This is a genomic window from Nitrososphaera sp. (assembly GCF_050748925.1).
Classification (GTDB): Archaea; Thermoproteota; Nitrososphaeria; order Nitrososphaerales; family Nitrososphaeraceae; genus Nitrososphaera.
Map to the genome: position 1 here is coordinate 1 of NZ_JBOGQF010000008.1, position 25,021 is coordinate 25,021.

Genomic DNA, 25,021 nt, shown 5'->3' on the forward strand with positions numbered 1-25,021 from the left:
GACTCGGTGAGCACCACTTCCTCGACGCCGTTTGAGACCCTGTACGCGATGTACTGGGCACTGCCGGTTTCTGCCTCGGCATAATAGATAACCGCCCTGCCATTGACGTTGTCAAGCTGCGCCGCAAGCGCGCTCTTGCCGGCGACGGTCAGCGCAAACGCGGGCATAGGCACCCGTTCCAGCGCGCAGACGAGCCTGCCAAGGTCCTTCAGGCCTGCCAGCGCGATGTAGCAGGGAGCCTTTAATCGCAAATCAGAGTAGCTCGGGCGCTACAGTATTAAAGTCATCCGCCCTTCCTACGACAGTTGGGCGAAGACAAGGTGCGCGATCTTGTGCAGCAGGCCGCAGACGCAATGCAGGCCGACGCGTGGCGCGCCTACGTCGCAATAGAATATGCAGTCCTGGAGGTCAAGATGCGCCACGGCCTCGAGCACGAACCTTCGCCTCCGCCGGTCAAGAGGACCGCGAAAAAGGCAGACCTGCTTGCACTAGCCGGCGAAAAACTTGTACATCTTGATTATTCAGACGCAAAAAAGCTGCTGTATGAACTGCGGATCTGCCGCGACGCGCTAAAGGCTGCTACCGCCAAGCCCTAGCGCCTGTCGACCACGTCGTCCAGCTCGGCCCCGGTGCCAATCAAGGTCACCTTGACTCCCAGCTCGCCTTCAATGTCTTCAATGTATTTGCGCGCGTCTGCCGGCATCTTTTCGTACTGGCGCACGCCCGCGCAGCCGGGGAACATTATGTCAAGCTTTGTGACTGCCAGCTGGGTCGCGCTGTTGAGCCTTATCGACTTTTTCGCAAGGCCAAAGTCAAAAGGAGCGGCCCTCCTCTGCCTGCCCGTCACACTGCCGAATTCAAGCCAGCCGCGCCTTTTCGCCTCTTCTTCCGAGATCTCGTTGTCAAGGGGCCCGCCGCCCACCCTCGTGACGTATGCCTTGAAGACCACCATGACGTCGTCGACCCTCTTTGGCCCGATCCCAATGTCAGAGCAGATGCCCGACGCGGTGACGTCCTTTGAGGTGACATACGGGTAGCCCCCGTGGAACAACGACAGGTACGTGCCCTGCGTGCCTTCGACGAGCACCGTCTCCTTGTTTTCAAGCGCATAGTTGACAGAGTTGCTGACGTCTTCGACAAATAATGACAATTCCGGCACGTCCCTTGCCATTTTCAGCGTCCTGAGCGCCCTGTCGGCGTTTGCCGGGCCGGTCCCGGTCCCGGTGGTGCCTATCTTGCCCTTCAGGTGGTCTTCGCTCTTGTCCCGGTCAATGTGCGACTGCTCGATGATGCCGCACTGAGCGTCAACGTAGGTCCTGTCGTCTGCCTTGAACGTCTCTATCTCTTTTAGCAAAACCTGCAGGTTGACGAGCACGCCGGCGCCTATCAGCAAGCGCGTCGACGGGTTGAGCGCGGCGCTCGGCAGCATGCGCAGCTTGTATTCCTTGCCCTCAAACGCGATGGTGTGGCCGGCGTTTGGGCCCACTCCTCCCCTCACAGCAATGCTGGGGTTGTCCTTCTTGGCAAGGTACGCTACGATCTTGCCCTTTCCCTCGTCACCGAAAAATCCGCCTACCGTCACAAGGCACGGCATGGGACTCCTCAAACCGCGTGGCTATTTAATCCCACCGGGGCACGGAATAAATTGAGTCCTGTTTGATTGGTCGCCGTGAGCGACCCCGGACAAGCGGCCGGCAACATCATCCAGATACTTGCAAACCTGCCTGACTTTTTGAGAAAGCCGATGCTCCAAAAGAGGCTAAAAGAGTTCTTCAGCATGTCTGAAGTCGACAGGCAGGAGACAATAGCGCTCGCACTTGCAGCAGCGCCCACGATAGAGCCAGCAAAGCTGTCGGTCCTTGTCAAGACGTGGCTTGAGGTGCTTGCGGGCTTTGACTCTGGGGACCGCACGGTGATATTCAACACGTACTGCAGGCAGATATTGAAGCAGCCGGAATCGCTGCAAAAGCTGAATTTCCAGTCGCTGACGGACACCTTTCTGTCGCTTTGCAACAAAGAGAGGCAGGTACTGGCAGACACTTTCAAGGAGGTGCTGCTGGGCCTGCCCAAAAGAAGCGAGATATTGAGGCTTGTCCCAGAATATACGCAGCGCGCCCTCGGTCTAGTGTGAAGGCGGCTGCTCGGGGTTCTTTTGGACTTCGCCGACGCCCTTTTCAAGGCCAAAGAACGCGCGCTCGTACTTGCGCAGGGCCTTTCTATGCTCTGGCAGCGACATGTCGAGGCGCAGCTCGTTCATCACCATGACGGCATAAGTGGTCCATTCTTTCCAGCAGGCCGCGCAGGACGGGTATTTCTCGGCTCCTGCGTCTTCGGCCGGCTCCTCAATGGGCTTGGCGCATTTCAAGCAGGTCTTGCTCATGAGTGGAGAAACGCGCCTGCCATTATTATACGTTCAAAAGAGCGGCTTTTTCATGCTGGAGCCGCAGCTCTTGCATTTTGCGCCCTTGACTTCTGCGCCGCACGAGAGGCACACGTACTTTAGCTTCATTCCTTCGTTGGCATAGCCCCTGCCCGCGGTCTCGTTGCTAAAGCCAAGCGACTTTAGCGCCTTTTGCTGGCGCCACCTAATGTAAAATATCGCCCCTATGAATATCGCCATGTTTGCCGCCAGGCCCACGAAAAAGCCAAAAAAGTATGATAGCAACAACCCGACGCCGAGGCTTGCGCCCACCAGCAATATCTGCCTCTTTAACACCGGCTTTAGCCTGCTGTCCACAGTAAGACTTCACACGAATGACTTAAAACATTTGTTCCAAAAGTAGCCCGGATCGACATTATGTTATTATAGTTTTGAAGCCCAGATCATAATATGCACGTGCCGTGTCCCGACTGCAAAAAAATAGCCGAGCTTGCAGACAACTTTTCATACGTGAAGTGTGCAGAGTGCGGCCTTGACATGACCTACGGCGAATACGTAAAGTACATCGCGTACAAAGACGCCCGCTACAAAGACATCCTGGGCGACTACAAAAAGCACTAGAGTTTAATAACTCTGCCCGCCTCTCACCGGCTGGTTGGAGATCGAGCTTGCCATCAACATTGCCGGCCTTGCGATCTCTGCATTTATCGGCCGGTTTTCATACACCGGCTACACCGCCATCGGCAGCCCGAACCTCCTGCGGCTGACGCTTGCGTTCATTTCTATAGCGGCCGGGTTTGCCCTCATCATAGGCTCGCTCTTTTTGGAACCTGACTCTGCCAGGCTCCTAAACACTGGCGGCCTCGCAGCCCAGGCCGTCGGGTACTTTTTCATCGCCATGTCCCACGGCCTAAAGTCGTCTTTTGACTTTGCGCCAAAGCAGGGCGCAGCGCTCCTCATGATACCGCTTGCCACGGCCCCTTTTGTCATTCCGGGAAATTCAATAGAACACCTTGTTAGGTCAATTTCTTTTATTCTATTAGTATATGTGTCAATTGAAACAATAGCGTCATATATGCAGAACATGAGGAGCAGTACCCTCATGATAGGCTCCGGGCTCGGCACCCTGGCGGTAGCGGAGCTCATCGCCTGGTATGATTTCATATTTCCCGAGTCGTTCTACTATCCGGCCATCTTGGCCAAGGTTGCCGGCTTTGGCCTGATGGTGATACCGTTTTCCAAGTTCGGCCTGGGCGGAGGGATAAAGGTTGCCGAGTAACCGGACCCACATCAGCATCATCGCCGACATACTGGACACGGCGAGGCAGTACAGCTATGAGGGCTATGACAACGGCGCCTCCGTCACGCACCTCATCCGCAAGGCAAACGTGCCCCACCGCCGGCTCTCGTCGATGGTGTCAGAACTAAAGGCGTCCGGCCTCCTCAGCGAGGTGCCAAAAGAGTCGAAATACAGGATAAGCGACAAGGGAATGGAGTTCTTGAGGAGCTACCAGCAGTTCAAGGGCTTTGCCGAGGGCTTTGGCCTGAAGGTCTAGTTACCAGGTAAGTTATTGCTACTGTTAAATAGACCTGCAGCCAATATTTCTCATGAACGTCGAGCAGTTGCAGCAGGAATTGCTCTCGTGGCCCGGCGTCACCTCCGGCACGCACAGGTTCGGCGGCACAGAATTCCGGGTGAACGGGCGCGAGATGGGCCACATCCACGGGTCGAGCTTGGCCGACCTGCCGTTCCAGATGGACGTCAGGGACGACCTCGTAAAGAGCGGCAGGGCGGTGCCCCACCACATCCTGCCGCAGTCCGGCTGGGTGACTTTTTACATAAAGGATGACCGCGACGCCGAGGCGCTGCTGGAGCTGTTTAAAATGCAGTATGAAAGGCTGGGCAAAAAGGCGGCGTGACGGGCTATTCGTCGCCTTCGTCATCATCATCCGACTCGTCTTCGTCAAACTCGTCTTCAAAGTCATCGTCAAAGGCGTCGTCTTTAGACATGCCACCAACACGGCAAGCAGCCAGTATTAAGCATTTTGTCGTCGCTATCTGGAAGCCATCACTATACAGGGGCACGGCCCTATCTCGCAGCGCCGGACTTCCATGCCGTCAATGTGCGCCACTACGTACGTGTGCACTTCCATCGGGTGCAGGCACTTTCTGCACAGGTCGCTGTACGGCATCGGATCCCTTGCGCAAAAGGTCGGTATTAACATTCCAGTCAGCTTTTTATACTCTGGAAAAGGCTTGTTTTCAGTAAGATTATGGGCCGAGTCGACAAGGGCGTCAAGTGCAGCGTAAGCGGCTGCGAAAACAATGGCGAGCGTTCCATGAGCGGATCAAAGGCGGCCATGGCCCCGGACATGGGGCTCAACAGCGCCAAGCGCGCCTACCTGTGCCACGAGCACTATAAAGAGTGGAAAAAGGCCACCAAGGAAGACCGGGGCAACGAGAGGGCCCGGTGGGGATAATACATTAAATTAGCATTGGCAGAGTGACAAGATTATGCGTCTGCTGCAGCTGCATTCTGATTTTATCGAGTACGAGCCGATAGAGAAAGAGATCAAGAGCGCCGAAGACATTGCGTCAAAGGCAAAGGTGAGGCTCGAGGATCTCGTCGTCGCGTTTGTGGCCGTAGAGACCGGCGACGACGAAGGCGTGGCAAAGGCTGCGGCGGATGAAATCAAGAAATACATGGACACGATAAAGGCGTCGCGCCTGTTGGTTTACCCGTATGCGCACCTGAGCTCAAACCTTGCAGCCCCAGACGTTGCAGCAGCAATTGTAAAATCAGTCGCGACTTTTGCCAGAGAATCGATAGGCGAAGTCCAGCAGTCGCCATTTGGGTGGACCAAGTCGTTCAACATCAAGGTCAAGGGCCATCCGCTGGCGGAAAACGCCAAAGAGATATCCAAGGTTGCCGGCGAGCACCACCTCCACGAGCACGAGCACGACGAGGGCAAGGTGTCGACCGCGCTAAAGAACGAAGACAAGCTAAAGTCGTCATGGTTTATCCTGCAGCCCGGAGGCGTGCTGACGCCTGCAGGCGAGTACAAGTTCAAAAAGCAGGACCAGAACCTGCAGACTCTGACCAATTACGAGATATCAAAAAACAGGGCCGTCAACCAGCAGCCAGAGCATGTGCGATTGATGAAAAAGATGGCAATCGCGGATTACGAGCCGGCATCGGACGCCGGCAACATGCGCTTTTACCCCAAGGGGCGCCTGATGAAGTCACTCATCGAGCAGTACGTGACGCGCAGGGTGATGGAGTACGGGGGCATCGAAGTCGAGACGCCAATCATGTACGATTCCAAGCACCCGTCGATGGAAAGTTACTTTAACCGCTTTCCTGCGCGCCAGTACAACATCCAGTCTGACAACAAGCAGCTGTTCCTGCGCTTTGCGGCTTGCTTTGGCCAGTTCCTGATAGCCAAGGACATGAACGTGTCGTACAAGCACATGCCGTTCAAGCTCTACGAATTGACGCGCTACTCTTTCAGGCGGGAAAAATCCGGCGAGCTCGTGGGGTTGCGCCGCCTGCGGGCGTTCACGATGCCAGACTGCCACGCGTTCTGCAAGGACATGGAGCAGGCAAAGGAGGAGTTCCGCAAGCGCTTTGAATTATCAATTAGCGTGATAAACGCGCTCGGCCTCTCTAACGAGGACGTCGAGATGGCCATCCGGTTTACAAAGGAATTCTGGAACGAGAACAAGGACTTCATCACCGAGCTCATCGACAAGCTTGGCAAGCCTGTGCTGGCAGAAGTGTGGGAAGAGCGGTTCTTTTACTTCACGCTAAAGTGGGAGTTCAATTACATCGACGGCCTTGCCAAGGCGTCCGCGCTGTCGACGGACCAGATAGACGTGGAAAACGGCAAGCGCTATGAAATCGAGTACGTGGACGAGGACGGCACGAGAAAGAACCCGATAATACTGCACAACTCGCCTTCAGGCGCAATCGAGCGGGTGATGTACGCGCTGATGGAAAAGGCCGCGAAAATCTCAAAGACGGGAGGCACGCCGTCGTTTCCGCTCTGGCTTGCGCACACGCAGGTGCGCATCATTTCTGTCAGCAAGGAGCACCTGAAATACTGCGACGGCCTGCTCGATCAGCTTACTGCAAACCAGATCCGCGCCGACATTGACGACCGCGACGAATCGATAGGCAAAAAGATCCGCGAGTCGGAGACAGAGTGGATTCGCTATGCCATAGTCATTGGCGACAAGGAAATGACTTCCGGCAAGCTGGCAGTCCGCGACAGGATGGAAGGCAGCAAGCAGCGCGAGATGACGATGCAGGAGCTGATTGACGAGATAAAGGCGCAAGTAAAGGACAAGCCCTACCTTCCGCTGAACCTGCCAAAGTACGTTTCGACAAGGCCGCAGATAATGGCTTGAGCTTTCCTGAATCTGCTATCATCCACTAGAGACGCGAATTAACGCGCGTACTGGCGCACCAGTATCCGCAGCAGCGTCTGTGTCGCAAGCGCGCCTTCCCGATAGTCGTCGTTCCTTAGCCCGACTTCGACCATGTCCATGCCTATCAATTTACTCGTCGGATGGATGGCCTTTACCAGCTTTAACACCTGGAATGGGTCCAGGCCAAACGGCTCTGGCGTCCCGGTGCACGGGACGTACGGCAGGTCGTACGCGTCGATGTCAAACGAGATGTAGATGTTCCTGCCGGCAGACGCCTTGTTGAGATAGTCAGCAACGAGGTCGATGCTGTCGTGCACGCGCCACGCATCAAACGTGGTGACGCCGTTCCTGTCGGCAATCTCGTTTTCCTCCCTGTCGGCCTGGCGTATGCCTATCTGCACGAAATCCTTGCCGGGAATGTATTTCAGCAGATGGTAAAAGGGCGTCGTGTGGCACATCTTCATCCCTTCGTACTCGGGCTTCATGTCGCGGTGGGCGTCAAAGTGGATTACAAGCGGCTTTTCGCCTGCCAGCGCCTTTAACTGGTAATATGACAGCGTGTGCTCGCCGCCAAGCATCACAGGTATCTTGCCTTGCTTGCGCAGCTCTTTTACAATCGTGGGTATCGTCTTGTCAAGGAACGCAAGCGCCGAGCCCTTGGCTTTAGGCATCTTTACGTCGCCAAGGTCGAAAATCGCGCTCAGCTCGTAAATGTCGGCCTTTTCGTCCAGCACAAAAGTCTCTATCTGGCGCGCCGACGTGAGCCTGATAGCCTCCGGCCCCCTTGCGGTCCCCTTGCCAAAGCTAGTGGTCGCGTCGAGGGGCACGCCATACACTGCAACCCTGGCTTGCTTGAACGAGATCCTGACCGGCGTGTCGACAAAGCTGTATCCAGCCTTTGTCTTTTCCGGCACCGTGAACAGGTCGAAAAGCGAGCCCACGCCGCAATTTCAAAGGGCGTGGATAATAAACCTACATCGAAGGCTTGCTCCAAAAGAGCTCGTCGAGGCTCTGCTGGCGGGGCTTGCCGAGTACCGACTTGAAGTCGAAACTAAGCGAGGCAAGCACCTGGTCAAACGTCGACTCCATCGCCTCAAGATACTTTTCGGTGTCTATTTCTTCTGCCTTTGCCAGCTGAACCGGCTTGACCCCGTCTCCTCCCTTTGTCTTGACGTACGAAATAATGTCGCCGGCCTTGATCTCGCGCCCTTTGTCCTTTAGCAGCATGGCCGCCTTGATATGCTGCGGCAGGCCCTTGTACGTCTCTACCTGCGCGCCCTTGCCGTCCATCGTCGTGGCTGAACTGACCTTTTTGCCGTACGAGCTTATGGACTTGTTTATCATGACGTTAAAACTGAGCTCATCAATCGGTATTTTATGCGCCTCCAGGTTCTTGGCGTCGCGCTGGACGATGCTCTTGATGCTCTCCTTTGCCGATTCAAAGTCCTTCTGCGAGCCGACCTTGCCGAGGATGCCAAGTATTTCATAGAACGCGGTCCTGATGAACGGCGGCGTGTGCGACTTTTTGCCGGTCAGCCCCTTGACGTCGACGGTCCCGTCCGGCAGCACGCCGAGGTAGTTCTTTTTCAAGTCGCTAAAGACGACATACCTGTACTGCTTGTCTATCTCCAGGTCGACGCCAAGCTTTGTCCTGGCCCACGCCACAACTTTGTCGATTGCCGCCTGATCCGGCTCTTTCAAAAAGAGCGAGTCGGTGTTGTGAAGCAATACATTACCAATACCTCCACAGAAGTGGTGATTTTCCGTTTCAAGATCATATACGTATCCATCTATCTCAACTTCCTCAATTTTCTTTATTTCATCTGCCGGCTTGATCCGCAGGTCTGTGCTATCCTTTATAACGCGAATCCTGCAAACGTTGCCCTTGTCTCCCCTTATTTGCAAGGAATATTCCAAGTCAAGATCTTCAAGTAAGCTTACAAGTCCTGCTTGGACGGTCTTGTGGATTTGATCAATGGTTACCAAGCCGTTAACATCCATGTGGCCATCACCTGCCATTATCCCTTCAATGAAGGCCTTTTTGGTAACCAAGTTGGCATTCAGTATACATTGTGGTATTGCCTTTTCTGTCCCACGGTAACACATGGCCTTGAAATAATCCATTAGTAGCTTTGTATTATCGCGCGGAACAAGCCCGTATGATGCAGAGCTTTCTCGTATGTCTACGATTGTGGTGGGAAGGGCTAAACATTCCTGCATTATCCTCTTCGCTTTTTCCAGCTTTTCTGCATCCCGGTTTACAATCCTCCACGAGTTCTTTACATGGACAAAGGGTTTTTCATACCTGTATGAACCACACGTGCCTTCTGCAAGGAAAAAGCCAAAGAGCCAGGCCAGATCAGGATTGACGTTGACATGAGATCCTATTTTGAACGGAACTAGCTGAATCCTGTCGCCAACTCGAAGAGATGAAGGTTTTGTCTCCTTGCCATTGATGATCAAACTGTGGTCCTCTGTACATTCTACGAAGCTCTTTCTTGTGAGAATCCTGTATCCCTTCTTCCTTACACTGTGTCTGTAGATGTATTTTATCTTGGTAAAGCCTGACTCTGTCCACACATCCAAGTCGCCAAACTTGTCATACCTGCTAGAACTCACTGTCTTGGGCATCAACGACTCGATAGGAACAATGTCGACATTGCCGTCTCTCCTTTTTATTATCACTGGCGTGTCTGGAAGAACGCTGTCGCCATACACCACCTGTATGCCAAGTTCTTTGCACTTATCTATTGTCCCGTTTATGGTGTTCCTGCCTATGGCGGCAGTCGCGTCAGCAACGGGAAGGCAGTAAAGCGGGAATATCTCGGCGCCCATGACGCCGTAGCTGGCGTTCAAAATGACCTTTAGAGCCTGGCTTACGACGTTGTACAGTTGCCGGTCCTGCGGTGGTAACGCCTTGTCCTTTGCCAGGTGCTTGTAATAGTTGACGCGCAGGTCGCGAAGCGACCCTATCAGAAGCGATGACAGCCCCTTCCTCTGCTGGCATACCCAATGCGTCGTGCCCTCTATCTTGCCGGTCTCCTTGCACTGCGGGTGGACGCAGTTTATCGTCTCATAGGAGAGGTTGTGGACCTTGATGATGGAAGGATACAGACTGGCAAAGTCGAGAACGACCACGTTAAAGTGGATGCCCGGCGTCGGCTCGACCACTTCTCCGCCGCGGTATTTTTTTTCTTTGATAACTGCTGCAGTGGACGCCTTGCCCTTGCTTTCCAGCTCGTCGGTCCTCGGTATCAGCTCGTTGCGCTGCCTGTGCTCGTAATATAGGACACCTCTGATCCATTGATTGACGCCGAACCTTGCAATGTCGTCCACCGACATCCTGCCGATCCTCGCTATTACCACCAGGAGCTTGATGAGAAGGTTGTCGTTGAAACTCGTGAGCCGGAACGTTAGGTCGGCATCTTTCATGCAGTATTCTGCCAGCTTTTGCATGGAAAGCTCGCCAATGTCGCCTTCAAACTCTAACTTTGAATCTTCAAGCAACGCCTCAGAGACGGCATTTAGCGTGAATTCCGTGTATTTTCTGGAAAACGCATAGATCTGTATCGATCTGTTCTGGAACATCCTGAAAAGGTCAAGGTGGATGCCGTGGCGTATCCCCACCGGCTCGGCCTGCATCCCGCGCTTGATGAATGACTCTTTCTTTACTACTATCGGCACGGCGTCCTTTGGCACGGCCTTGCCGTCGCTGCTTATGCGCGGGTCCTGCGACCTTGCGTAAAGGTACGGCAGATCAAAGTCGTCGCCGTTATACGTAAGCACAATGGGATACTGGTTGACTATTGCAAACGCCTTTTCGATGAGCTCTTTTTCGCTCTTGCACACCTCTGCCTCCTTGACAAGCGGGGTCCCCTCGTCGTTCATGTTTTCGCCAAGCACCAGCACCTTGCGCATGCCGTCGCTCCCTGAAAAGCCTACGGCCGTGACGCGCCTGTCGTGGTCTCGGGGCGTCGGCATCCTGCCCTCCTCAGACTCGACTTCGATGTCCAGTGCCACCCTCTTTAATTCCGGGATTGGCTGGTTGAGCAGGTTGGCCCACGTGGTGACGTACTGCCGGTATTCCTTGCCTCCCTCGCCTTCCTCCTTTATCTTGTCCCAGAGCAGGTTCTTTAGCTCTGCATCGACTTTATCGGATATCTTGTAAAGCTGCTCCTCTATCTTGTCGCCGCGCCTGACGTAATATATGCCCGGTACCAGGCCCTCATCGTACATGTAGTTCTCGTGGTACTTGATGTCAGCTTCCCAGCACCTCACTTTTTCACGCAGGCTGCTGTCCGTGCCTCCGATGGACAGTGGGTCCGGCGCCAAGACCTTGAGCACTTCAATTTCCTGGTCGGCTATCACATCCCTTTTCTTTACGTGCTGTATCGAATATTTCGGCTCTCTGGTCACTATCTCTTTGACCAGGAGCTCGTTTTCTATCTTTGTATAAGCGTACGGCTTGTGGTCCGTCCTGTCGCGCCAGTAGTAAATGACGTTGCTGCGCGGGTCGTAGAATTTCAGATAGACCTTTTTTTCCTCGCCGGAATAAATTGCAGACAGGAGCAACGCGGGTATGTCCTGCGGAAGCTCGGGAAGGTCGTCATAGCGCCTCCTCCTTTCCGGCATTTCCTGCTGCGCCATCAGTGGGTTCTGATCATCTGTCGTATTTTAACCGTCGTACGCCGGTTGCAAGAATAAATAACAAGCGCTGCAACCTGTCCTTGCTTGGAATACAAGGTCGCGGTGATAGGCGGCGGAGTGCTTGGGACATCCATCGCGTATTTCCTTGCGGGGGAGGCCAGGAACCCGGCGTCAATAGCGCTCATCGAGCAGGAAAGCGACATTGCAAGGCACACCAGCAGCCGCAACACCGGCAAGGTCCACGCCCCCTTTCTCTACGATCCTGTCAAGAAAAAGCTGTTTGCAAAGGCGGCGTCTCTTGGCTTTGAAATGTGGCAGGCGTTTGCCCGCGCAAAGGGGCTGCCTTTCAAGCAGGACGGCGTGCTTGAAGTGGCGACTGACGACCGGGGCATCGACAGGCTGCAAAAATACATGGCGTGGGGCGAGGCCAACGGCCTTGCGAAAAGTGAACTGCAGCTTTTAGACAAGAGGCAGGTCGCGGAAATCGAGCCGGCAGTCCGGTGCGAGTCTGCCATCCTGTGCACGAGGGACGGCTCGGTCGACTATGGCGCCTTCTCGCAGGCGCTGCTGCAGGACATCCGGTCGTTTGGCGGCACCGTTCTCCTTGGCCATAGGGCAGGCCGCATAGCGCTCGACGGCACGATAGCAACGGCGCAGGGGCGCAGGATAAAGGCGCAATTCATCATAAACGCCGCCGGCGGCATGGCAGTCGACGTTGCGCACGCGATGGGAGTCGCAAAGGAATACACCGACCTCCACTTCCGGGGCGAGTACTGGCAGGCGCCTGAGCAGTACCGGGATTTGACAAAGCTGTCGATATACTCTGTCCCGAGGCACCCAGAATACCCGTTCCTCGACCCGCATTGGATAGTGAGGGCAGATGGAAGACGGGAGGTAGGTCCAAACGCCGTGCCGGTGTTTGGGCCGTACGCCTATGGTCACGGCAGGAACCTTGCAGATATGATACCGAAAATACTAGAGTCATCGAGGACCGGCGTAAGGAGGGTGTTCCTTGACAGGCAATTCATATCCCTTGCAAGCACGGAACTGAAAAGCTCGCTATCAAAAACGGCGATGATAAACAGAGTACGCGAATTCTTGCCTGCTATCCGGCCATCCGCATTCACCATCAGAGGCACAGCCGGGATTCGGTCGTCAGTGATCGATTCACATGGCCGGTTCGTTCCCGACACTCTGATTTTGGAACACGGTAGCTCTATCAACGTCATAAACTATAATTCGCCTGGAGCCACTGGAGCCCTCCCTATTGCAGCCAAGGTTTCTGCTCAGATCCTCGAAAAGGGCTTGATTGAAAGTGGTGGGAAAAGGACACTATGGAATCCTGTGGATATTGCCACACGTCTGTGATCGTTTAGAATTACGGTCTGACAAGGATCTAATGCGTCCCTTCCCATTGAACGTAAGTCTGAATGGCTAACCTACTGGTAATAAATGCCATTAATTGGTTATGAAATCCAATATTATTAGGTGTGCTAATTACCCAGTTACCTTTTTCTCCAAATTCGTCTCATAACGCATATGCGACATTGGCGTTATACAATACTGCATAAATCAGACTGCCTGGCTGCCTTGGACTCATTTCAGAGGTTACAGCTCTAGTATGCGATAATACGGTTCGATATTTGATGTTAATTCTGCATATGCGGTGCTTATTTCTGATACTTGTGAATATTTTCGTTTATTTGATCTACGCGTCTTATGTACTCCCAGCCTAATTTCATCAAGTATTTCGGAATATTAAGTGAATATTAACTGATATTTTTCCATCATCTTGACTATCAATATTACTGCCTTACGCTACCCCTCGGAGTTCATCAGACAGGTTGCAAGGCAAAAAGTAGAAAATTTAAAGAAATAGTCTTTTGCTCTGTGTTCTGATTGTTTAACGAGATTGTCCTCGATGCTCTTCATAACCGTGATGCAAAGCTGGCAAAGCTAAAGGACAGCAACTATGAAAAAATAGTCGCTGAGGCCATATCTCGGTGGGTGGTATTCGACCCAAAAGGCCTAGAGTGCCGCTCTGCAGGAGTTGATTCTAGCTGGAACAAGCGTGCTCTGCAGGGACTTGACCTGTATGTTATAGCAGCAGTAGCAGTTACTAGTTCCAATGAAATCCTTGCAAAGGAATGGGATAATGATGTTAGCGGATCGGCAAGAGGCGATCAGCTCGAGGGAAAAGCAATGGAAATGGAGATGAGTGTTGCCCAAAAGGCCCGCAATAGTTGCAAGACTGACATTGTTTGTGTGGACGGCTCGATTATCTCACGACTTTTAAGAAGTACGCCAGCAGAAGTTTCTAGAGCAGTAGAAAAGTATGGAAATTCTATCTTTATTTCCAAGACCTCTGAAAGTAGGGCGCAATTCGGTTTTCTCGGATCCAGAGCTGGTGATGTCTATTATTACCGCCATGCGTGCGGCGGCAAAGCCGGCTACAGCTCCCCAGTCCAGACGCCTTTTCGCGACTTGGCTGTTGTCGAAATGTATGCTCGTCTGCGAGAGGGGATGCCTTTACTGAGAATTGAATTGTTGAAAAGTGCATGGGAAACGCCAAGCGAACACGAAATAAAAAAAGTTCTCAGTCTTTTGCGCTACCATAGCGTGGCTGGCTACCCTTACTGCTTAAAACTGGCGCACAAGACTTGCAAGATAAGCAATGATGATATAGACAGACTCGCAAGCATATACAGCTTGCAGAACGAACAGGGGTCGCGTGACGCGCTCAATGAGTGAAGCATCGGAACTCCTTGGCATACTCGTAGGCATAGCTAAGCCCGACTATGTCCTCTTTGAGGCAAGAAGGCCAATTAGCATTGGCGAATATGTCATACTAAAGTACGGCAAGGGCAAGGTATTGGGGCTGGTTGAGAAATCATCGATAGCAAGCGACGCCCTAGGCGGAAACATCCGCAACTTTGAAGAGGCATCTGAAAGCAGGATGGTGGCAGCCGCCAACCGCCATGACAAAAGCTACAAGGGCAACGTGCGCATATTAGGCTACCTGGAAGAGCTGAAAAAGTGCAAGGCAATCATCCCTGAATTGCCGCCAGAGCCCGGCACGCAGGTGTTTGAAGCAACGGGGGCAGACCTTGAGGCTATATTTGCACCGGAGGGCACACAATGGCGCAAGATAGGGAGCCTTCTCCGCAATTCTGAAGTAGCAGCGCACGTCAACATTGACAAGGTCGTTTCTAGGCATTTGGCGATCCTTGCCATGACTGGCATGGGCAAGAGCAACCTGGTATCAATGCTGGCAAAAGAGATAGCCAAGGTAAGCGGTACTATGGTGGTTTTCGATTATCACGACGACTATTCAACGCTTGAAATGGGGCGTAACATCAACCTGATGCCAGCCAAGATAAATCCTAGGATGCTGCCTGCAGACAAGCTGGCAGAAGTCATTGAAGTCCAGGAAAACGCATCGAATCAGATCCACGTGCTCCGAGAAGCGCTGACTGAGGATATCAAACAGCGCAAGGGAGATGATTTCTGGGAGTCACTTGCGGATGGCGTGAAGGCAGTGGGAGCCGAGGAAAAGCATTATCGCGAGCCGGCAGCCAAGGTAGAAGACAAGATAGACTATGTGCGCAAAAAGTTTAGCAACATACTTGATCCGGGCATGTCAGACCCACTTGCCATGATAAAGAATGGCAAGATAAACGTCATCAACCTTGTGGAGTTGACGGAAAAACAGGCCAATGTATGCGTATCATATTATCTTGAAGAGTTACTCGATGACCGCAAGCGTGCGACACGGCAGGGCAAGACCGGTAACCAAAGTGCACACGACATAAAGGCGCCGCCGCGCTTTACTGCGCCCGTACTTGTAGTAATAGAGGAGGCGCACATCTTTATCCCAAAAGACGAAAAGACTGAAACAAAATACTTTGCGTCCAAGGTGGCCCGTGAAGGCAGAAAGTTTGGCCTCGGCCTTGTAATAGTGTCGCAAAGGCCGCGCAGCATCGATGCCAACATTCTAAGCCAGATGGGATCCCTTGCGGTAATGCGCATGATCCAGCAGGACGACCAGGCGCAGGTGTCAGCGGCAAGCGAGGCGCTATCACGCGACCTTATAGAGCAATTGCCTTCGCTGAATCCCGGTGAGGCCGTCTTTGCTGGTCAGTGGGTAAACCTGCCGGCTTTTGTAAAGGCCGATGAAGTTAAGGAGCGCAAAATAGGAGGAGACCAAAAGGCGGTGGAGCAGTGGAGCCAGCTAGCCATGATAAAAGAAGCGGGGAGTGAAGCCTCAGATTCTTACATCCCCTCGGGGTACATTCAGGACTGAGTTACAGATATGCTCGTCGCGCACATCTCTGACCTGCACCTTGGGTATTCGCAGTTCAACCTTGAGGAGAGGGAAGAAGACGTCTACCAGACGTTCAACGAGGCAATAGACATCTCGATTAAAGAGGGCGTCGGGCTTGTCATTTTGGCCGGCGACATTTTCCATACGCCAAGGCCGAGTGGCAAGGCCGTCATAACACTTGCAAATGCGCTGAAAAAGCTAAAGGAAAAGCAGATACCTGTCGTTTTTGTGCTTGGAGAGCACGATATTAGCAGGATGCGCGACGTTCCTTTTGCCTATATTTTCAGCAACTTGGGCCTTGCAAGGAGGCTAAAGCTCGACGAGCCCTATACAGTGGGAGACTGCACAATCTTTGGAGCCGACAAGGAGAGGCGCAGCAACATCGACTCGCTTGTAGCGCGTCTGCAAAATGCAGGATGCGCGACATTATCTGCTGGGAAAAAAAAGATTCTAGTTTTACACCAAGGGCTGACCGACCTGAACAAATTTGCCGGCGAACTCAACTCGACTGACATGCCTGCCGGCTTTGATTACTATGCCATGGGGCACTACCACGACCACATTGAAAAGCGATATGCAAACCTTGGTGGGCCGCTGGTATATCCCGGCTCACTTGACCTAACACCTAGCGAGGGCATCAAGGAAGTGGAGAAAGGCTTTGCGCTTGTGGACATGTCCGGCGAGGAGACATCAGTGCAATTTATCCCACTTCAGATGAGACGGCCCCAGTTTACCATTAAGGTTGACTTTGCCAAGATGCAGGAAGGCATGGAGGACGTCATTAAGAAGGCCTCTTCCTATGGCAGCAAAAAGCCAGTAGTCAAGGTGCAGGTGGAAGGCAGAAATATCGATTCCCGCGCAGTCGCAGCAAGCCTGCTAAAACTTAACGAAGAGTGCCTGCATTATGTCTGGCAGTCAGTTGATGAGCAGGCGCAGGCGCTTGCATTTGACGAGCGGCCCGCGGACCTTGACGCAGAGTTGTTGCGCTTGTCAAAAGATGCGCTCGGCTCTGAAGAATCCGCAACCCTTGCCATCCGAGACCTGCTACCACCGGCGTCGGCAGGCGATGTGAGCGCTACACTTGAGATTGTCTGGGATATTTTCAAAAAGAGGTCGGCGACGTGATAAAGGACCTTGAACTTCACGATTTCATTTCGCACAAGGATACCCGCCTAGAGTTTGGCAAAGGGATCACCATCTTTGTTGGACATAACGGCGCTGGCAAGTCGTCAGTAATAGATGCCATCACATTCGCGCTTTTCGGCGAACACACTCGCAGGCACAACAAGAACTTGGTGCGGAGGGGCTCTGGTACCGGCCAAGCTATGGTCAAGCTGCGCTTTACGCTCAACTCGCGCGAGTTTCAGGCCACCCGGTCGCTGACCACTACCGGCACGGCTTCTTTTTCGCAGCTGGAGCTCGTGTCAGAGCATGGCAAAACAGTCAACAAGAAACTTGCTGGAGGCGAGCGCAAGCAGTACGGCGAATCCATGAGTGTAGAGGTGGCAAAAATCTTGGGTCTGGACTACAAAAAACTGCAGGTGGCGGCGGTGGTACAGCAGGGGGAGCTTGTACGCATCATAGAGGCGCAGCCAAAGGAATTCAAGGAACTGCTGAACGGGCTCATCGGGATTGATAGGCTAGACGTAGCATTTGCGACAATGAAAGACGTAGTGGCCGGCTTTAGGGGCAGGCTGCGCGACGAAGTTGGTTATACAGACGAGGACTTGCCAAGGATAAGGGCTCTGATAGTTGAAAATGAGAAAAAACTAAAGGAAGCTGAGAGGCTGGCAGGAGAATATGCCGAAGAAAAATTGAGACTTGATGAAAAGATGGTCGAGCTTGACAGACAGATATCTGCGATGGAACCTTTGAGGGAAAAGGACGGTGAGATAAAGGCCAAAGAAAAGCGGCTGATACGATATGTTGCTGACAGGCGCGATCAGGTGGCAAATGAGGTTTCAAAACTAGAGAGGGCAGTAAGGGAGGCAAAGAGTGCGCTGGAGCTTTTGAAAGGCAAGGAAGAGACCTGTATGCGGCTAGAGATGGTCAAGGCAGAGGTGGAGGAGATCCACAAGCATCTTGAAGCTATAGAGAGCAGTACAGGCAAGCTGCAGGGACTGCTGGAATGCGCAGGAAAGCTCCAGATTGTGGATGGAAAATGCCCGGTCTGCAACTCGGCAGTGCAAAAGGTAAATGAAATGTTTGATAGCGGCCACATCAAAAAAGAGTCTGTCCGGCTGGTAGCTGAAAAATCAAGGTTGCAGATAGAGAAGATCGCATTAAAGAAGGAGGAGCAAAAGCTGGTGGACGAGGGCAAGCGGATAGCTGCCGCAGAAGCATTTCTTGCAATTAACTGCATCAAGACAGTTGAGGATGTAGCAAAGCTAGAGGTAGACCTTGCGCCCAAGAGGGCCGCGATCAGCCGGCTGCCTATCGAGGTAGTAAAAGTGGGCGATGACCCGTTCATTCTTGCCATTGACGACGCTTCGAGATCCTATGCTGAAGAGGTTGCCTCTCTGCGCCTGCAGGTAAAGAGCTTTAGCATGGCAAAATACATGGCAGCCAAGGACGAAAAGTGGAAGGTATTGCAAAAGTTGCAGGACGCTGCCACGTGGCTGGGCGCATATCAAAAAACAGCGCAGGATGCAAAGGCGGCGATCGCGTGTGATTCCGAGGCCGTCAGGAGGCTGGAGCAGGCATCGGAAGTGCTGTCGATGCTGGAGCGCATCCGGTCAGTCGTGTTCAACCGTGACGGCGCAGTTGGCATGAGTCTGCGGTCGTGGGCCCTTGGAATGATATCCCGCAAGGCATCAGACTATGCATCGCTTTTCAACATTGGGATATCGAGGATCGAGCTGGCAGAAAAGGCGCGGGAAATAGCAATAACGTGCTACGGCAAGAACGGTGAGATAAACATGGATTCTCTTTCCGGCGGCGAAAAGGTTGCCGTAGCGCTTGCGCTCCGGCTTGGCATTGCGCACATGATGGGCTCCGGCAAGCTCGACTATGTCATACTTGACGAGCCCACGACGCACCTTGACGAGGAGAGGCGCAAGGCGCTTGTGAGGATAATATCGGAGGCGTTCCGGGAAGGCTCTGGGCCACTGTCCCAGATGCTAATAATCACTCACGACTCGGAGATCTTTGAGGACTCGGAAGTGGACGCCGTGTTCCGGTTTGCCATGACCGCGGAAGGGTCGCACGTGGCGCGGGAATAGAGCTAGCGCGCATTTCCAGTGGAAAACTGTCAAAATAATTGTTCTTTTATACTGCTGTCAGCGCCGGTTGTTGGCAGTGCGGCGGGAAGAGCACCACTGTGTATTGTGTATTGGCAAGATTGATGGTTAATCTTGTTCTTTTATGCCTACCTTTACCTGCTATCCGGAGGCAGGTCCTCTTGAACTTTCTTTACCTGCTGGACTGAAAACAGGCCCCTTGTGCTCAACCTGTCCTCGTACAATAGCTCTATGGCTATCGCGTCCATGGTGCTCCTTTTTCCATTTGCAATGCAGTCCAGGTAGACCCTTTCTATCTCACTTGCAAAATCTCCCATCCTTGGCAGCAGGACGACCCTGCCGTTCCTGCCTTCCCTGAACCCTTTTTCTCTTAAAAAACTGGCGACCCTGTCCACGTCCTCCACATAGATGTACAGGTCACGGGGGGTCTGGAATTTTGTCAGCTCGTAGGCTTTGTAGTCAAGCGTGACGAACCCTTCGACGTTATTCATGGCAAACCGGACGTCTGAATCGCCATAGTTTCTTCCGAATATTCTTCCCCTGCTTAACGCAATCAGGGACGGCAAGAGTTTTTCAATCACGTTTGCCGGCTGCGACACGACGTTGTTTTTAAGTATAAAATTGCCGCGCTTGCTCTGGGCAAGGCCGAGTGCCTTCAACTCGTTTATGCGCCTGTAAGCGGTCTTTGCAGAGCCGGCTGCTGGAATTGCTTCCTTCATAGAATAGACCGGCTTGCTTTCCAGCCTCTGGGCAAACAGGAATGCATCGCCTTTCAGCAGCTCTTGCATGTCCTGCTATGTGTTAGCTAACTATATATGCATTTGTCAATTTTGACATTATTGGTTCGCCGGCTACATCCAAGTACGTCTCGCGCCCTGCCGGATTTCCCATTTTCGAGTTGTAAGTTTAAATGCACAGTATGTGTATTCACCAATGCAGTGAGCCATAAGACGATTACAATAAGCGACGAAGCTTATGCAACACTAAAGAGGAGAAAAAAGGAGGGAGAATCTTTCACTGATGTAATATTGAGAGAGTTTGCAGAGGGCAATGCAGACAGGATCTTGTCTGTTGTAATGAGTCATGACTTTCCTGACAGCGAGCTTGCGGAAAACGTAAGGCAGGCAAGCGAGGAGCACCGCAAGAACTTTCGGATGAGGCAATAGGAGATAAAGACCTGACATGGTATGCGTGGATACAGACTTTTTGATCGACCTCAGCAACAGGGAAGAAAAGGCACTGGAGAAATTGAAGGAGATAAGGGAGAAAGGTGATACCGTGTACACCACCACGATAAGCATAGGAGAGTACTATACGGGTGCCTACCGCTCACGCGACAGGGAGGTGAGGGTGGCAAAGGCAAGGGAGTTTCTGAAGGCCTTTGTGCCGCTGACTGCTGACCACGAGTCTGCCCGCCTCTGGGGACAGCTCTCGGCTGAGCTGAAATCAAACACGATAGGAGACCTAGACCTCCTGATAGCAAGCACGGCTCTTTCTAACAAACAAGTGCTAGTCACGAGGAACAGGCGGCACTTTGAGAGGGTGCCTGGCTTGCAGGTGGAAGGCTGGTAAATCCGGCACGCCCGGGTTATTCATGGGCCTGACGCTGTATAAAATTTAAGTGCATGTAAGTGCATTGCCTAGGTATGGCGACTACGACTATTACAATCACACTTGAGGCATATAATGCGCTAAAGGCCAAGAAAAAAAAGGGCGAATCATTCTCGAATTTAATCCTACGGACGTTCCAAAAGAGCAACGCGCCAGAGATCCTCGCATATTATAGAGAGAGAGGGCCGGACCCCGGGCTGGCAGACGCCGTGGAACAATCAAGCAAGGAGCTGCGCAAGAATTTCAAGCTTAGAAGAGTAGAGCTTTGATGGCCTGCCTGGACACCGATTTCATGGTAGGCCTGGAAAGGGGGGTTTTGCAGGCATTTGCCAAGCTGGAAAGCCTAGAGTCTGAAGGCGAGGCTGTATTCATAACGGCAGTGACTGTCGCCGAACTCTATCATGGGGCGTACCGGGCAAAAAACAAGGAGCAGGCCGTTACAAATGCCGACAAAAGTCTTTTGAAATTCAACGTCCTGGACTTGGACGCCAGGTCTGCAAGATTGTGGGGCGAGCTGTCGTACAAGCTGAAATCAAACAGCATTGGGGACCTCGACCTGTTTATCGCCTGCATATCACTATCTCATGGCCAAAAGCTGGTCACAAGAAACGCCGGGCATTTTGAGCGCGTTCCAGACCTGAAAGTAGAAAGCTGGTAAATTAGTTCTTTTAATAATGTTCTTGCAACCTGCATCATATGGGTACAGACGGCGGCAAGTTTTACGTTTCTGACCGCATCACTGCTGACAGGCTGAACAGAAAGACGGTGCTGGTGGACATCGGGGCAAACATCTAGGCGCTGCATGACGACGTACACGACAGAAGGGAAGACAAGGAGTTCTCCAAATTCAGTGACGCCTTGGACACATATGTCAACAAACGAACAGTCTTTGACATCAGCAAGATGGCAAGCCGCAGGCCCAGCGCGGACAACGACGCCATCAAGTACGACGGAGACTGAGGGCATGAGTTAGCCGTGGATACCAAACACGCCTGATGGCGACTGCCCTGTCATTCCCGAAGACAGGGATTTGCCTCAATCATTCGATGATGAGTCAGAGGACTACTAGCCACAGCCAGTCCACCATAACACCTGCTATTTTTTGTCTAGCAGGTGTTATTTGATGTTGTTGCAGCCAAAAGATATGTGTGACGGATATTTGACGGCGGCATCGGGATTCTGGAGTTTGGCGGTTAAATATCATCAAGGTCAAAGATATTCTGAGCGAGGTTAGGACATCGTCAATCGAACTGAATTGCAATACCCGCCTACAGCTTATAGAAGAATACGTGGAAGCGTCAGTTCTATACCGCAGAACTAATTTCTATGTCCAAGATCTAATATCTCATATATACATCCAAATTACATAGATTGAAAGGCAATAAATAAAGAATCCATGCGACAATAGGCTGAATATACAATTGAAGCATATAATAGAGGCCGTTTGTGTAATAGTTCTATTACTGTAGCCAAAAATTGCCAGTAATCGATGTAGAATGAACATTTTGTTCATAATAGTTATATAGTACAGGTAAACAACTTCGCTTACATTCGGTGCGTATAATGGATAATGCATATTATGGAATGAAGCAGTATGCGGGATCCGCAATGGCAGCTATGCTCATTTTTGGCGCAGTAGCAGCTGCTTTTGTAGGTCTTCTCGCACAACCCGCTTACGCGGCAGTTTCTATGTCGCCAAGCGCAACTACTTTCTTCGGCCCCGGATTCGTCAGAGTCTTAATCACTGACGATTCAAAGGATTCATCCGGAGATACGATAGTCCCAACAATTGAAGCAAGAGAAGGCTCCACTTCCCTCGGAACTGTGAGCCCGACAATCTTTGCAATCGGAACTTCTGGAACGTTCGAGTTGTTCATTACAACATCAAACGGCCCTCTGGTTCCTGCGGCTCCAACACATACAGCTGTCCCAACCGGTGGTGTTGCAGGTCCCTTCGTTGTGAGAGTTAACACTGCTCCAACAGTTGGAAATACTGCAGTCGGTGCAGGAACAACTGCTAACGGCGGTGTAGCTACTTTTGGTGCAAACAACATTGCCCTTACTACAAGCTCTGCACTTGAAGCTGGTAACACAATCAGAGTTAACTATGGTGGACAAACACTAGACATCAACTTTGACGATCAAACCTCTACTCTTGCATCCGATAGAACAACTGCAGGCGAAGACAACGAAATAGTTCTTTCGCTGACAGATCGTGATGCTAACCTTGACTCGACACTTGTTGACACATTCACCTTTGCTACACCCGCAAACCTTCTGACAAGCACCAACGCAATTACATACAACAGTGCACTATGGCAGGAAACTGGTCAGAACACTGGCATCTTTGAACAGACAATCATCGTAAACGGTGCAGCTGGCACTAACGTGTTGACTGCGACTCTGCCAACCGGCAACACATTCACAGCCGTCGACCATGAAGTCTATGAGGCAGTGGGTGGAGCAACGGCGCCATTTGCAGCTATTGATTCGACCAGCAGCACTACTAGCGCATCTGTAACTTTGCAGAACTTTGATGCAGTAGTTACACTGACGAACTCGACAACATTTGCCAATGGTTTGAAGGTGCAGGTCAACGATCCTGACAGAAACATTAGCACACAAGATGAAGACGATCTTGTAGCAGGCAGCTTTGCACTCGGTGGAACAGCCGCCGGCGTTGTAACAGTGCCAGGCGCAGCCCCTAGCGTGAATGAAGCCTTCACAGTCAATGGCATAACTGTAACAACAACAACAGCAACTTCTGGAACAATTACAATTGTAAATACGCTTGACTTTAGTGCTAACCCTGGTGCTACAACGGCAACAGTAGGTGTTGCGGGTACGGGCGCAGGATTAACACTGGGTACGGCAACAGTGGCAATCGGAACACCAGGCGGCGCTGATCCAAACACAGCAACAGTCACAATCCCATTCTCGACAACAGCAGCAATCTCTGCAATCTCAGTAGGTACAATCACTGTAACATTGACAACAACAACCGCAGCAGAAACCCTCACTACAGCTACTCCGGTAGCCTCTGCAACTAGCAATCCAATATCCGTAATCGTTGCAGGGCAGGCAGGCGTTGTTAGCGGTGTAACCTTTACTGAAACAGGCGACAACACCGGTATCTTTGTTGCAGACCTCACAAGAGATTCAATACAGATACTGACAGGTGGCGCAGTAGCAGTAGGTCCGACATCAATCACCCTGACAAATGCAGTAGTAGAGACAGAACCGGACATCGAATTCAACTACAACGACTCTGCTCCACAAACAGGCACATCAAAGAACTTCAAGGTAATCACAAGCATTGACACAACAGCAGGCACAATCACTTCTCCAATTGCAACCGTTGGTGTTACAGACAAGTTCACCCTTGAACTGACTGATCCAGATCTGAACACTAACCCTGACACAATCGAAACATACACTGCATCAAGCGGCACATTCCCGAACGGAATAGGCACACTTGCCCTCGAAGCAGCAAACGCAGCGGTAACACTGCCGGTAACAGGATTGACCATCTCATTCATTGAGACTGGTCCGAACACTGGCATCTTCCGCGCATCGAACCTTGAAATGAGTGCAATTAACGCTGTTGTAACTGGCGGCCTCGAAGATGGTGAAGACGTAGAATTCACATACGATGACCTTATGGAGAGCCCAGACGAGGACAGCGACACAACCATTTCAATAGGCGTACCAAACGAAGACATCGTGGTAGACAGAACAACAGTGCCAATTCCTACAGCAACAGAAGCAGTACAGGTCAACCTGACAGTCACTGATCCAAATGCAAACACCAACAGCGGAAGCACAGAAACAGTCACTATCCCTGTCGTAGACCAGATAGTCACGCCAGCTAGCGGAAGAACACTGGTTATTGGTGACTTCACAAGCGGCATCAACTCTGTCATCACACTGACCGAGACAGGACCTAGTACGGGCATCTTTACGGAGGAGATTAGCCTTCTTTCAACAGCCACAGTTGCTAACTTGAGAGATGCAAAGATCGCCTTCGAGTATGGAGATGAATCTGTGACTGTGACCCTCAGGGCATTCGATGGCTCAATATCGACAAACAAGGCAGCAGTAAAGAGTGGCGATGAGTTCACCATTACGGTGTCTGACCAGGATCGCAACAGAGATACGACTGTTGCAGAGAAGACAGTATCTGTTGTGGTAGAGAGCGTTGACGACGACATCGACACACAGACCTTTACCCTGACAGAAACTGGCCCCAACACAGGCATCTTCCAAGAAAACGTGGAAGTCGGAACAGACATTGAAGTAGCTGACCTAGCAAACGAAGACTTCTCTAGTGCACTCGAACTGACCTATGTCGATGCAATTGCTAGCGACGGAGGCAGCGACGACAGGGA

26 protein-coding genes and 1 pseudogene are annotated in these 25,021 nt (G+C 52.0%); 18 read left to right on the forward strand and 9 right to left on the reverse strand.

All coding sequences use genetic code 11. The features are described from left to right. Positions 1-251, reverse strand: a pseudogene (locus ACREAY_RS01390) (hypothetical protein); the annotation flags it as partial. 54 nt (positions 252-305) lie between these two features. Between ACREAY_RS01390 and ACREAY_RS01395 the strand changes: the two are divergent. Then, entirely contained in the window at positions 306-596 is a 291-nt protein-coding gene (locus ACREAY_RS01395) for a hypothetical protein (RefSeq protein ID WP_431753969.1), read from the forward strand. On the opposite strand, the gene ACREAY_RS01400 is transcribed toward ACREAY_RS01395, so the two are convergent. Next, positions 593-1,594: an adenylosuccinate synthetase gene (locus tag ACREAY_RS01400; RefSeq protein ID WP_431753970.1), complete on the reverse strand. Its 1,002-nt coding sequence runs from the start codon at positions 1,592-1,594 to the stop codon at positions 593-595. The two genes, ACREAY_RS01395 and ACREAY_RS01400, sit on opposite strands and share 4 nt — an antisense overlap. A 75-nt stretch (positions 1,595-1,669) precedes the next feature. On the opposite strand from ACREAY_RS01400, the gene ACREAY_RS01405 reads away from it, so the two are divergent. Further along, entirely contained in the window at positions 1,670-2,131 is a 462-nt protein-coding gene (locus ACREAY_RS01405; RefSeq protein ID WP_431753971.1) for a hypothetical protein, read from the forward strand. On the opposite strand, the gene ACREAY_RS01410 is transcribed toward ACREAY_RS01405, so the two are convergent. Then, on the reverse strand, positions 2,123-2,380 hold the full coding sequence (locus tag ACREAY_RS01410; protein ID WP_431753972.1) for a Fe(2+)-trafficking protein: 258 nt from the start codon (positions 2,378-2,380) through the stop codon (positions 2,123-2,125). The two genes, ACREAY_RS01405 and ACREAY_RS01410, sit on opposite strands and share 9 nt — an antisense overlap. 33 nt (positions 2,381-2,413) lie before the next feature. After that, positions 2,414-2,737 (reverse strand): hypothetical protein, encoded by a 324-nt coding sequence (locus tag ACREAY_RS01415; RefSeq protein ID WP_431753973.1) that lies wholly within the window; start codon positions 2,735-2,737, stop codon positions 2,414-2,416. A 93-nt stretch (positions 2,738-2,830) separates the two neighbouring features. Here ACREAY_RS01415 and ACREAY_RS01420 point away from each other — a divergent pair, with 93 nt between their 5' ends. From ACREAY_RS01420 to ACREAY_RS01435, 4 genes are read left to right on the forward strand one after another with little or no spacing between them, the layout of a single operon-like run. Next, positions 2,831-3,001, forward strand: a complete 171-nt coding sequence (locus tag ACREAY_RS01420; RefSeq protein ID WP_431753974.1) for a hypothetical protein — start codon at positions 2,831-2,833, stop codon at positions 2,999-3,001. Positions 3,002-3,035: 34 nt separating this feature from the next. After that, the gene (locus ACREAY_RS01425; protein ID WP_431753975.1) at positions 3,036-3,659 is read left to right on the forward strand and encodes a hypothetical protein; all 624 of its coding nucleotides are present in this window, start codon (positions 3,036-3,038) and stop codon (positions 3,657-3,659) included. Next, positions 3,649-3,936, forward strand: a complete 288-nt coding sequence (locus tag ACREAY_RS01430; protein WP_431753976.1) for a winged helix-turn-helix domain-containing protein — start codon at positions 3,649-3,651, stop codon at positions 3,934-3,936. The genes ACREAY_RS01425 and ACREAY_RS01430 overlap by 11 nt, the downstream gene beginning before the upstream one ends. 52 nt (positions 3,937-3,988) lie before the next feature. Next, positions 3,989-4,300: a luciferase family protein gene (locus ACREAY_RS01435; protein WP_431753977.1), complete on the forward strand. Its 312-nt coding sequence runs from the start codon at positions 3,989-3,991 to the stop codon at positions 4,298-4,300. Positions 4,301-4,304: 4 nt separating this feature from the next. Here ACREAY_RS01435 and ACREAY_RS01440 read toward each other — a convergent pair whose 3' ends face one another. Together ACREAY_RS01440 and ACREAY_RS01445 are read right to left on the reverse strand one after the other, a co-directional pair. After that, positions 4,305-4,466, reverse strand: a complete 162-nt coding sequence (locus ACREAY_RS01440) for a hypothetical protein (protein ID WP_431753978.1) — start codon at positions 4,464-4,466, stop codon at positions 4,305-4,307. Beyond that, on the reverse strand, positions 4,436-4,573 hold the full coding sequence (locus tag ACREAY_RS01445; RefSeq protein WP_431753979.1) for a hypothetical protein: 138 nt from the start codon (positions 4,571-4,573) through the stop codon (positions 4,436-4,438). Before ACREAY_RS01445 ends, ACREAY_RS01440 begins: the two co-directional genes overlap by 31 nt. Positions 4,574-4,654: 81 nt before the next feature. Here ACREAY_RS01445 and ACREAY_RS01450 point away from each other — a divergent pair, with 81 nt between their 5' ends. Continuing rightward, positions 4,655-4,861, forward strand: a complete 207-nt coding sequence (locus ACREAY_RS01450; protein ID WP_431753980.1) for a hypothetical protein — start codon at positions 4,655-4,657, stop codon at positions 4,859-4,861. A gap of 34 nt (positions 4,862-4,895) precedes the next feature. Continuing rightward, positions 4,896-6,791, forward strand: a complete 1,896-nt coding sequence (locus tag ACREAY_RS01455; RefSeq protein ID WP_431753981.1) for a threonine--tRNA ligase — start codon at positions 4,896-4,898, stop codon at positions 6,789-6,791. Between the two features lie 38 nt (positions 6,792-6,829). Here the strand turns inward: ACREAY_RS01455 and ACREAY_RS01460 are convergent, their stop codons facing one another. Beyond that, on the reverse strand, positions 6,830-7,753 hold the full coding sequence (locus tag ACREAY_RS01460; RefSeq protein WP_431753982.1) for an arginase family protein: 924 nt from the start codon (positions 7,751-7,753) through the stop codon (positions 6,830-6,832). Between the two features lie 31 nt (positions 7,754-7,784). Further along, positions 7,785-11,459: a DNA polymerase domain-containing protein gene (locus tag ACREAY_RS01465; RefSeq protein WP_431753983.1), complete on the reverse strand. Its 3,675-nt coding sequence runs from the start codon at positions 11,457-11,459 to the stop codon at positions 7,785-7,787. A gap of 84 nt (positions 11,460-11,543) precedes the next feature. On the opposite strand from ACREAY_RS01465, the gene ACREAY_RS01470 reads away from it, so the two are divergent. The 5 genes from ACREAY_RS01470 (at position 11,544) to ACREAY_RS01490 (ending at position 19,004) form a co-directional block, all read left to right on the forward strand. Beyond that, on the forward strand, positions 11,544-12,827 hold the full coding sequence (locus tag ACREAY_RS01470) for an NAD(P)/FAD-dependent oxidoreductase (RefSeq protein WP_431753984.1): 1,284 nt from the start codon (positions 11,544-11,546) through the stop codon (positions 12,825-12,827). Positions 12,828-13,358: 531 nt separating this feature from the next. Next, positions 13,359-14,210: a DNA double-strand break repair nuclease NurA gene (locus ACREAY_RS01475; protein WP_431753985.1), complete on the forward strand. Its 852-nt coding sequence runs from the start codon at positions 13,359-13,361 to the stop codon at positions 14,208-14,210. Then, positions 14,191-15,762 carry a helicase HerA domain-containing protein gene (locus ACREAY_RS01480; RefSeq protein WP_431753986.1) on the forward strand — a complete coding sequence of 524 codons (1,572 nt, stop codon included), beginning with the start codon at positions 14,191-14,193 and terminating at the stop codon, positions 15,760-15,762. Before ACREAY_RS01475 ends, ACREAY_RS01480 begins: the two co-directional genes overlap by 20 nt. Positions 15,763-15,771: 9 nt before the next feature. Next, positions 15,772-16,908 carry a metallophosphoesterase family protein gene (locus tag ACREAY_RS01485; protein ID WP_431753987.1) on the forward strand — a complete coding sequence of 379 codons (1,137 nt, stop codon included), beginning with the start codon at positions 15,772-15,774 and terminating at the stop codon, positions 16,906-16,908. Beyond that, a complete protein-coding gene (locus ACREAY_RS01490; RefSeq protein WP_431753988.1) occupies positions 16,905-19,004 on the forward strand; it encodes an AAA family ATPase in 2,100 nt (699 codons plus the stop codon). The genes ACREAY_RS01485 and ACREAY_RS01490 overlap by 4 nt, the downstream gene beginning before the upstream one ends. Positions 19,005-19,156: 152 nt before the next feature. On the opposite strand, the gene ACREAY_RS01495 is transcribed toward ACREAY_RS01490, so the two are convergent. After that, positions 19,157-19,810: a hypothetical protein gene (locus tag ACREAY_RS01495; RefSeq protein WP_431753989.1), complete on the reverse strand. Its 654-nt coding sequence runs from the start codon at positions 19,808-19,810 to the stop codon at positions 19,157-19,159. 150 nt (positions 19,811-19,960) lie between these two features. Here ACREAY_RS01495 and ACREAY_RS01500 point away from each other — a divergent pair, with 150 nt between their 5' ends. The 5 genes from ACREAY_RS01500 to ACREAY_RS01520 form a co-directional block, all read left to right on the forward strand. Beyond that, positions 19,961-20,188: an antitoxin VapB family protein gene (locus ACREAY_RS01500; protein ID WP_431753990.1), complete on the forward strand. Its 228-nt coding sequence runs from the start codon at positions 19,961-19,963 to the stop codon at positions 20,186-20,188. Positions 20,189-20,204: 16 nt separating this feature from the next. Continuing rightward, on the forward strand, positions 20,205-20,594 hold the full coding sequence (locus ACREAY_RS01505) for a type II toxin-antitoxin system VapC family toxin (protein ID WP_431753991.1): 390 nt from the start codon (positions 20,205-20,207) through the stop codon (positions 20,592-20,594). 74 nt (positions 20,595-20,668) lie between these two features. Next, complete coding sequence (locus tag ACREAY_RS01510) at positions 20,669-20,902, forward strand: antitoxin VapB family protein (RefSeq protein ID WP_431753992.1); 234 nt, start codon at positions 20,669-20,671, stop codon at positions 20,900-20,902. Further along, on the forward strand, positions 20,902-21,291 hold the full coding sequence (locus tag ACREAY_RS01515) for a type II toxin-antitoxin system VapC family toxin (protein WP_431753993.1): 390 nt from the start codon (positions 20,902-20,904) through the stop codon (positions 21,289-21,291). Before ACREAY_RS01510 ends, ACREAY_RS01515 begins: the two co-directional genes overlap by 1 nt. 905 nt (positions 21,292-22,196) lie before the next feature. Continuing rightward, positions 22,197-25,021 (forward strand): beta strand repeat-containing protein (locus tag ACREAY_RS01520; protein ID WP_431753994.1); only part of this gene is annotated, 2,825 nt, incomplete at its 3' end.

Coding starts and splice junctions, on each gene's coding strand:
- ACREAY_RS01400 (WP_431753970.1), bottom strand. CDS start 1,594: ATGCCGTGCCTTGTGACGGTAGGCGGATTTTTCGGTGACGAGGGAAAG.
- ACREAY_RS01410 (WP_431753972.1), bottom strand. CDS start 2,380: ATGAGCAAGACCTGCTTGAAATGCGCCAAGCCCATTGAGGAGCCGGCC.
- ACREAY_RS01420 (WP_431753974.1), top strand. CDS start 2,831: ATGCACGTGCCGTGTCCCGACTGCAAAAAAATAGCCGAGCTTGCAGAC.
- ACREAY_RS01435 (WP_431753977.1), top strand. CDS start 3,989: ATGAACGTCGAGCAGTTGCAGCAGGAATTGCTCTCGTGGCCCGGCGTC.
- ACREAY_RS01445 (WP_431753979.1), bottom strand. CDS start 4,573: ATGCCGTACAGCGACCTGTGCAGAAAGTGCCTGCACCCGATGGAAGTG.
- ACREAY_RS01450 (WP_431753980.1), top strand. CDS start 4,655: ATGGGCCGAGTCGACAAGGGCGTCAAGTGCAGCGTAAGCGGCTGCGAA.
- ACREAY_RS01455 (WP_431753981.1), top strand. CDS start 4,896: ATGCGTCTGCTGCAGCTGCATTCTGATTTTATCGAGTACGAGCCGATA.
- ACREAY_RS01465 (WP_431753983.1), bottom strand. CDS start 11,459: ATGGCGCAGCAGGAAATGCCGGAAAGGAGGAGGCGCTATGACGACCTT.
- ACREAY_RS01485 (WP_431753987.1), top strand. CDS start 15,772: ATGCTCGTCGCGCACATCTCTGACCTGCACCTTGGGTATTCGCAGTTC.
- ACREAY_RS01495 (WP_431753989.1), bottom strand. CDS start 19,810: ATGCAAGAGCTGCTGAAAGGCGATGCATTCCTGTTTGCCCAGAGGCTG.
- ACREAY_RS01505 (WP_431753991.1), top strand. CDS start 20,205: ATGGTATGCGTGGATACAGACTTTTTGATCGACCTCAGCAACAGGGAA.
- ACREAY_RS01510 (WP_431753992.1), top strand. CDS start 20,669: ATGGCGACTACGACTATTACAATCACACTTGAGGCATATAATGCGCTA.
- ACREAY_RS01515 (WP_431753993.1), top strand. CDS start 20,902: ATGGCCTGCCTGGACACCGATTTCATGGTAGGCCTGGAAAGGGGGGTT.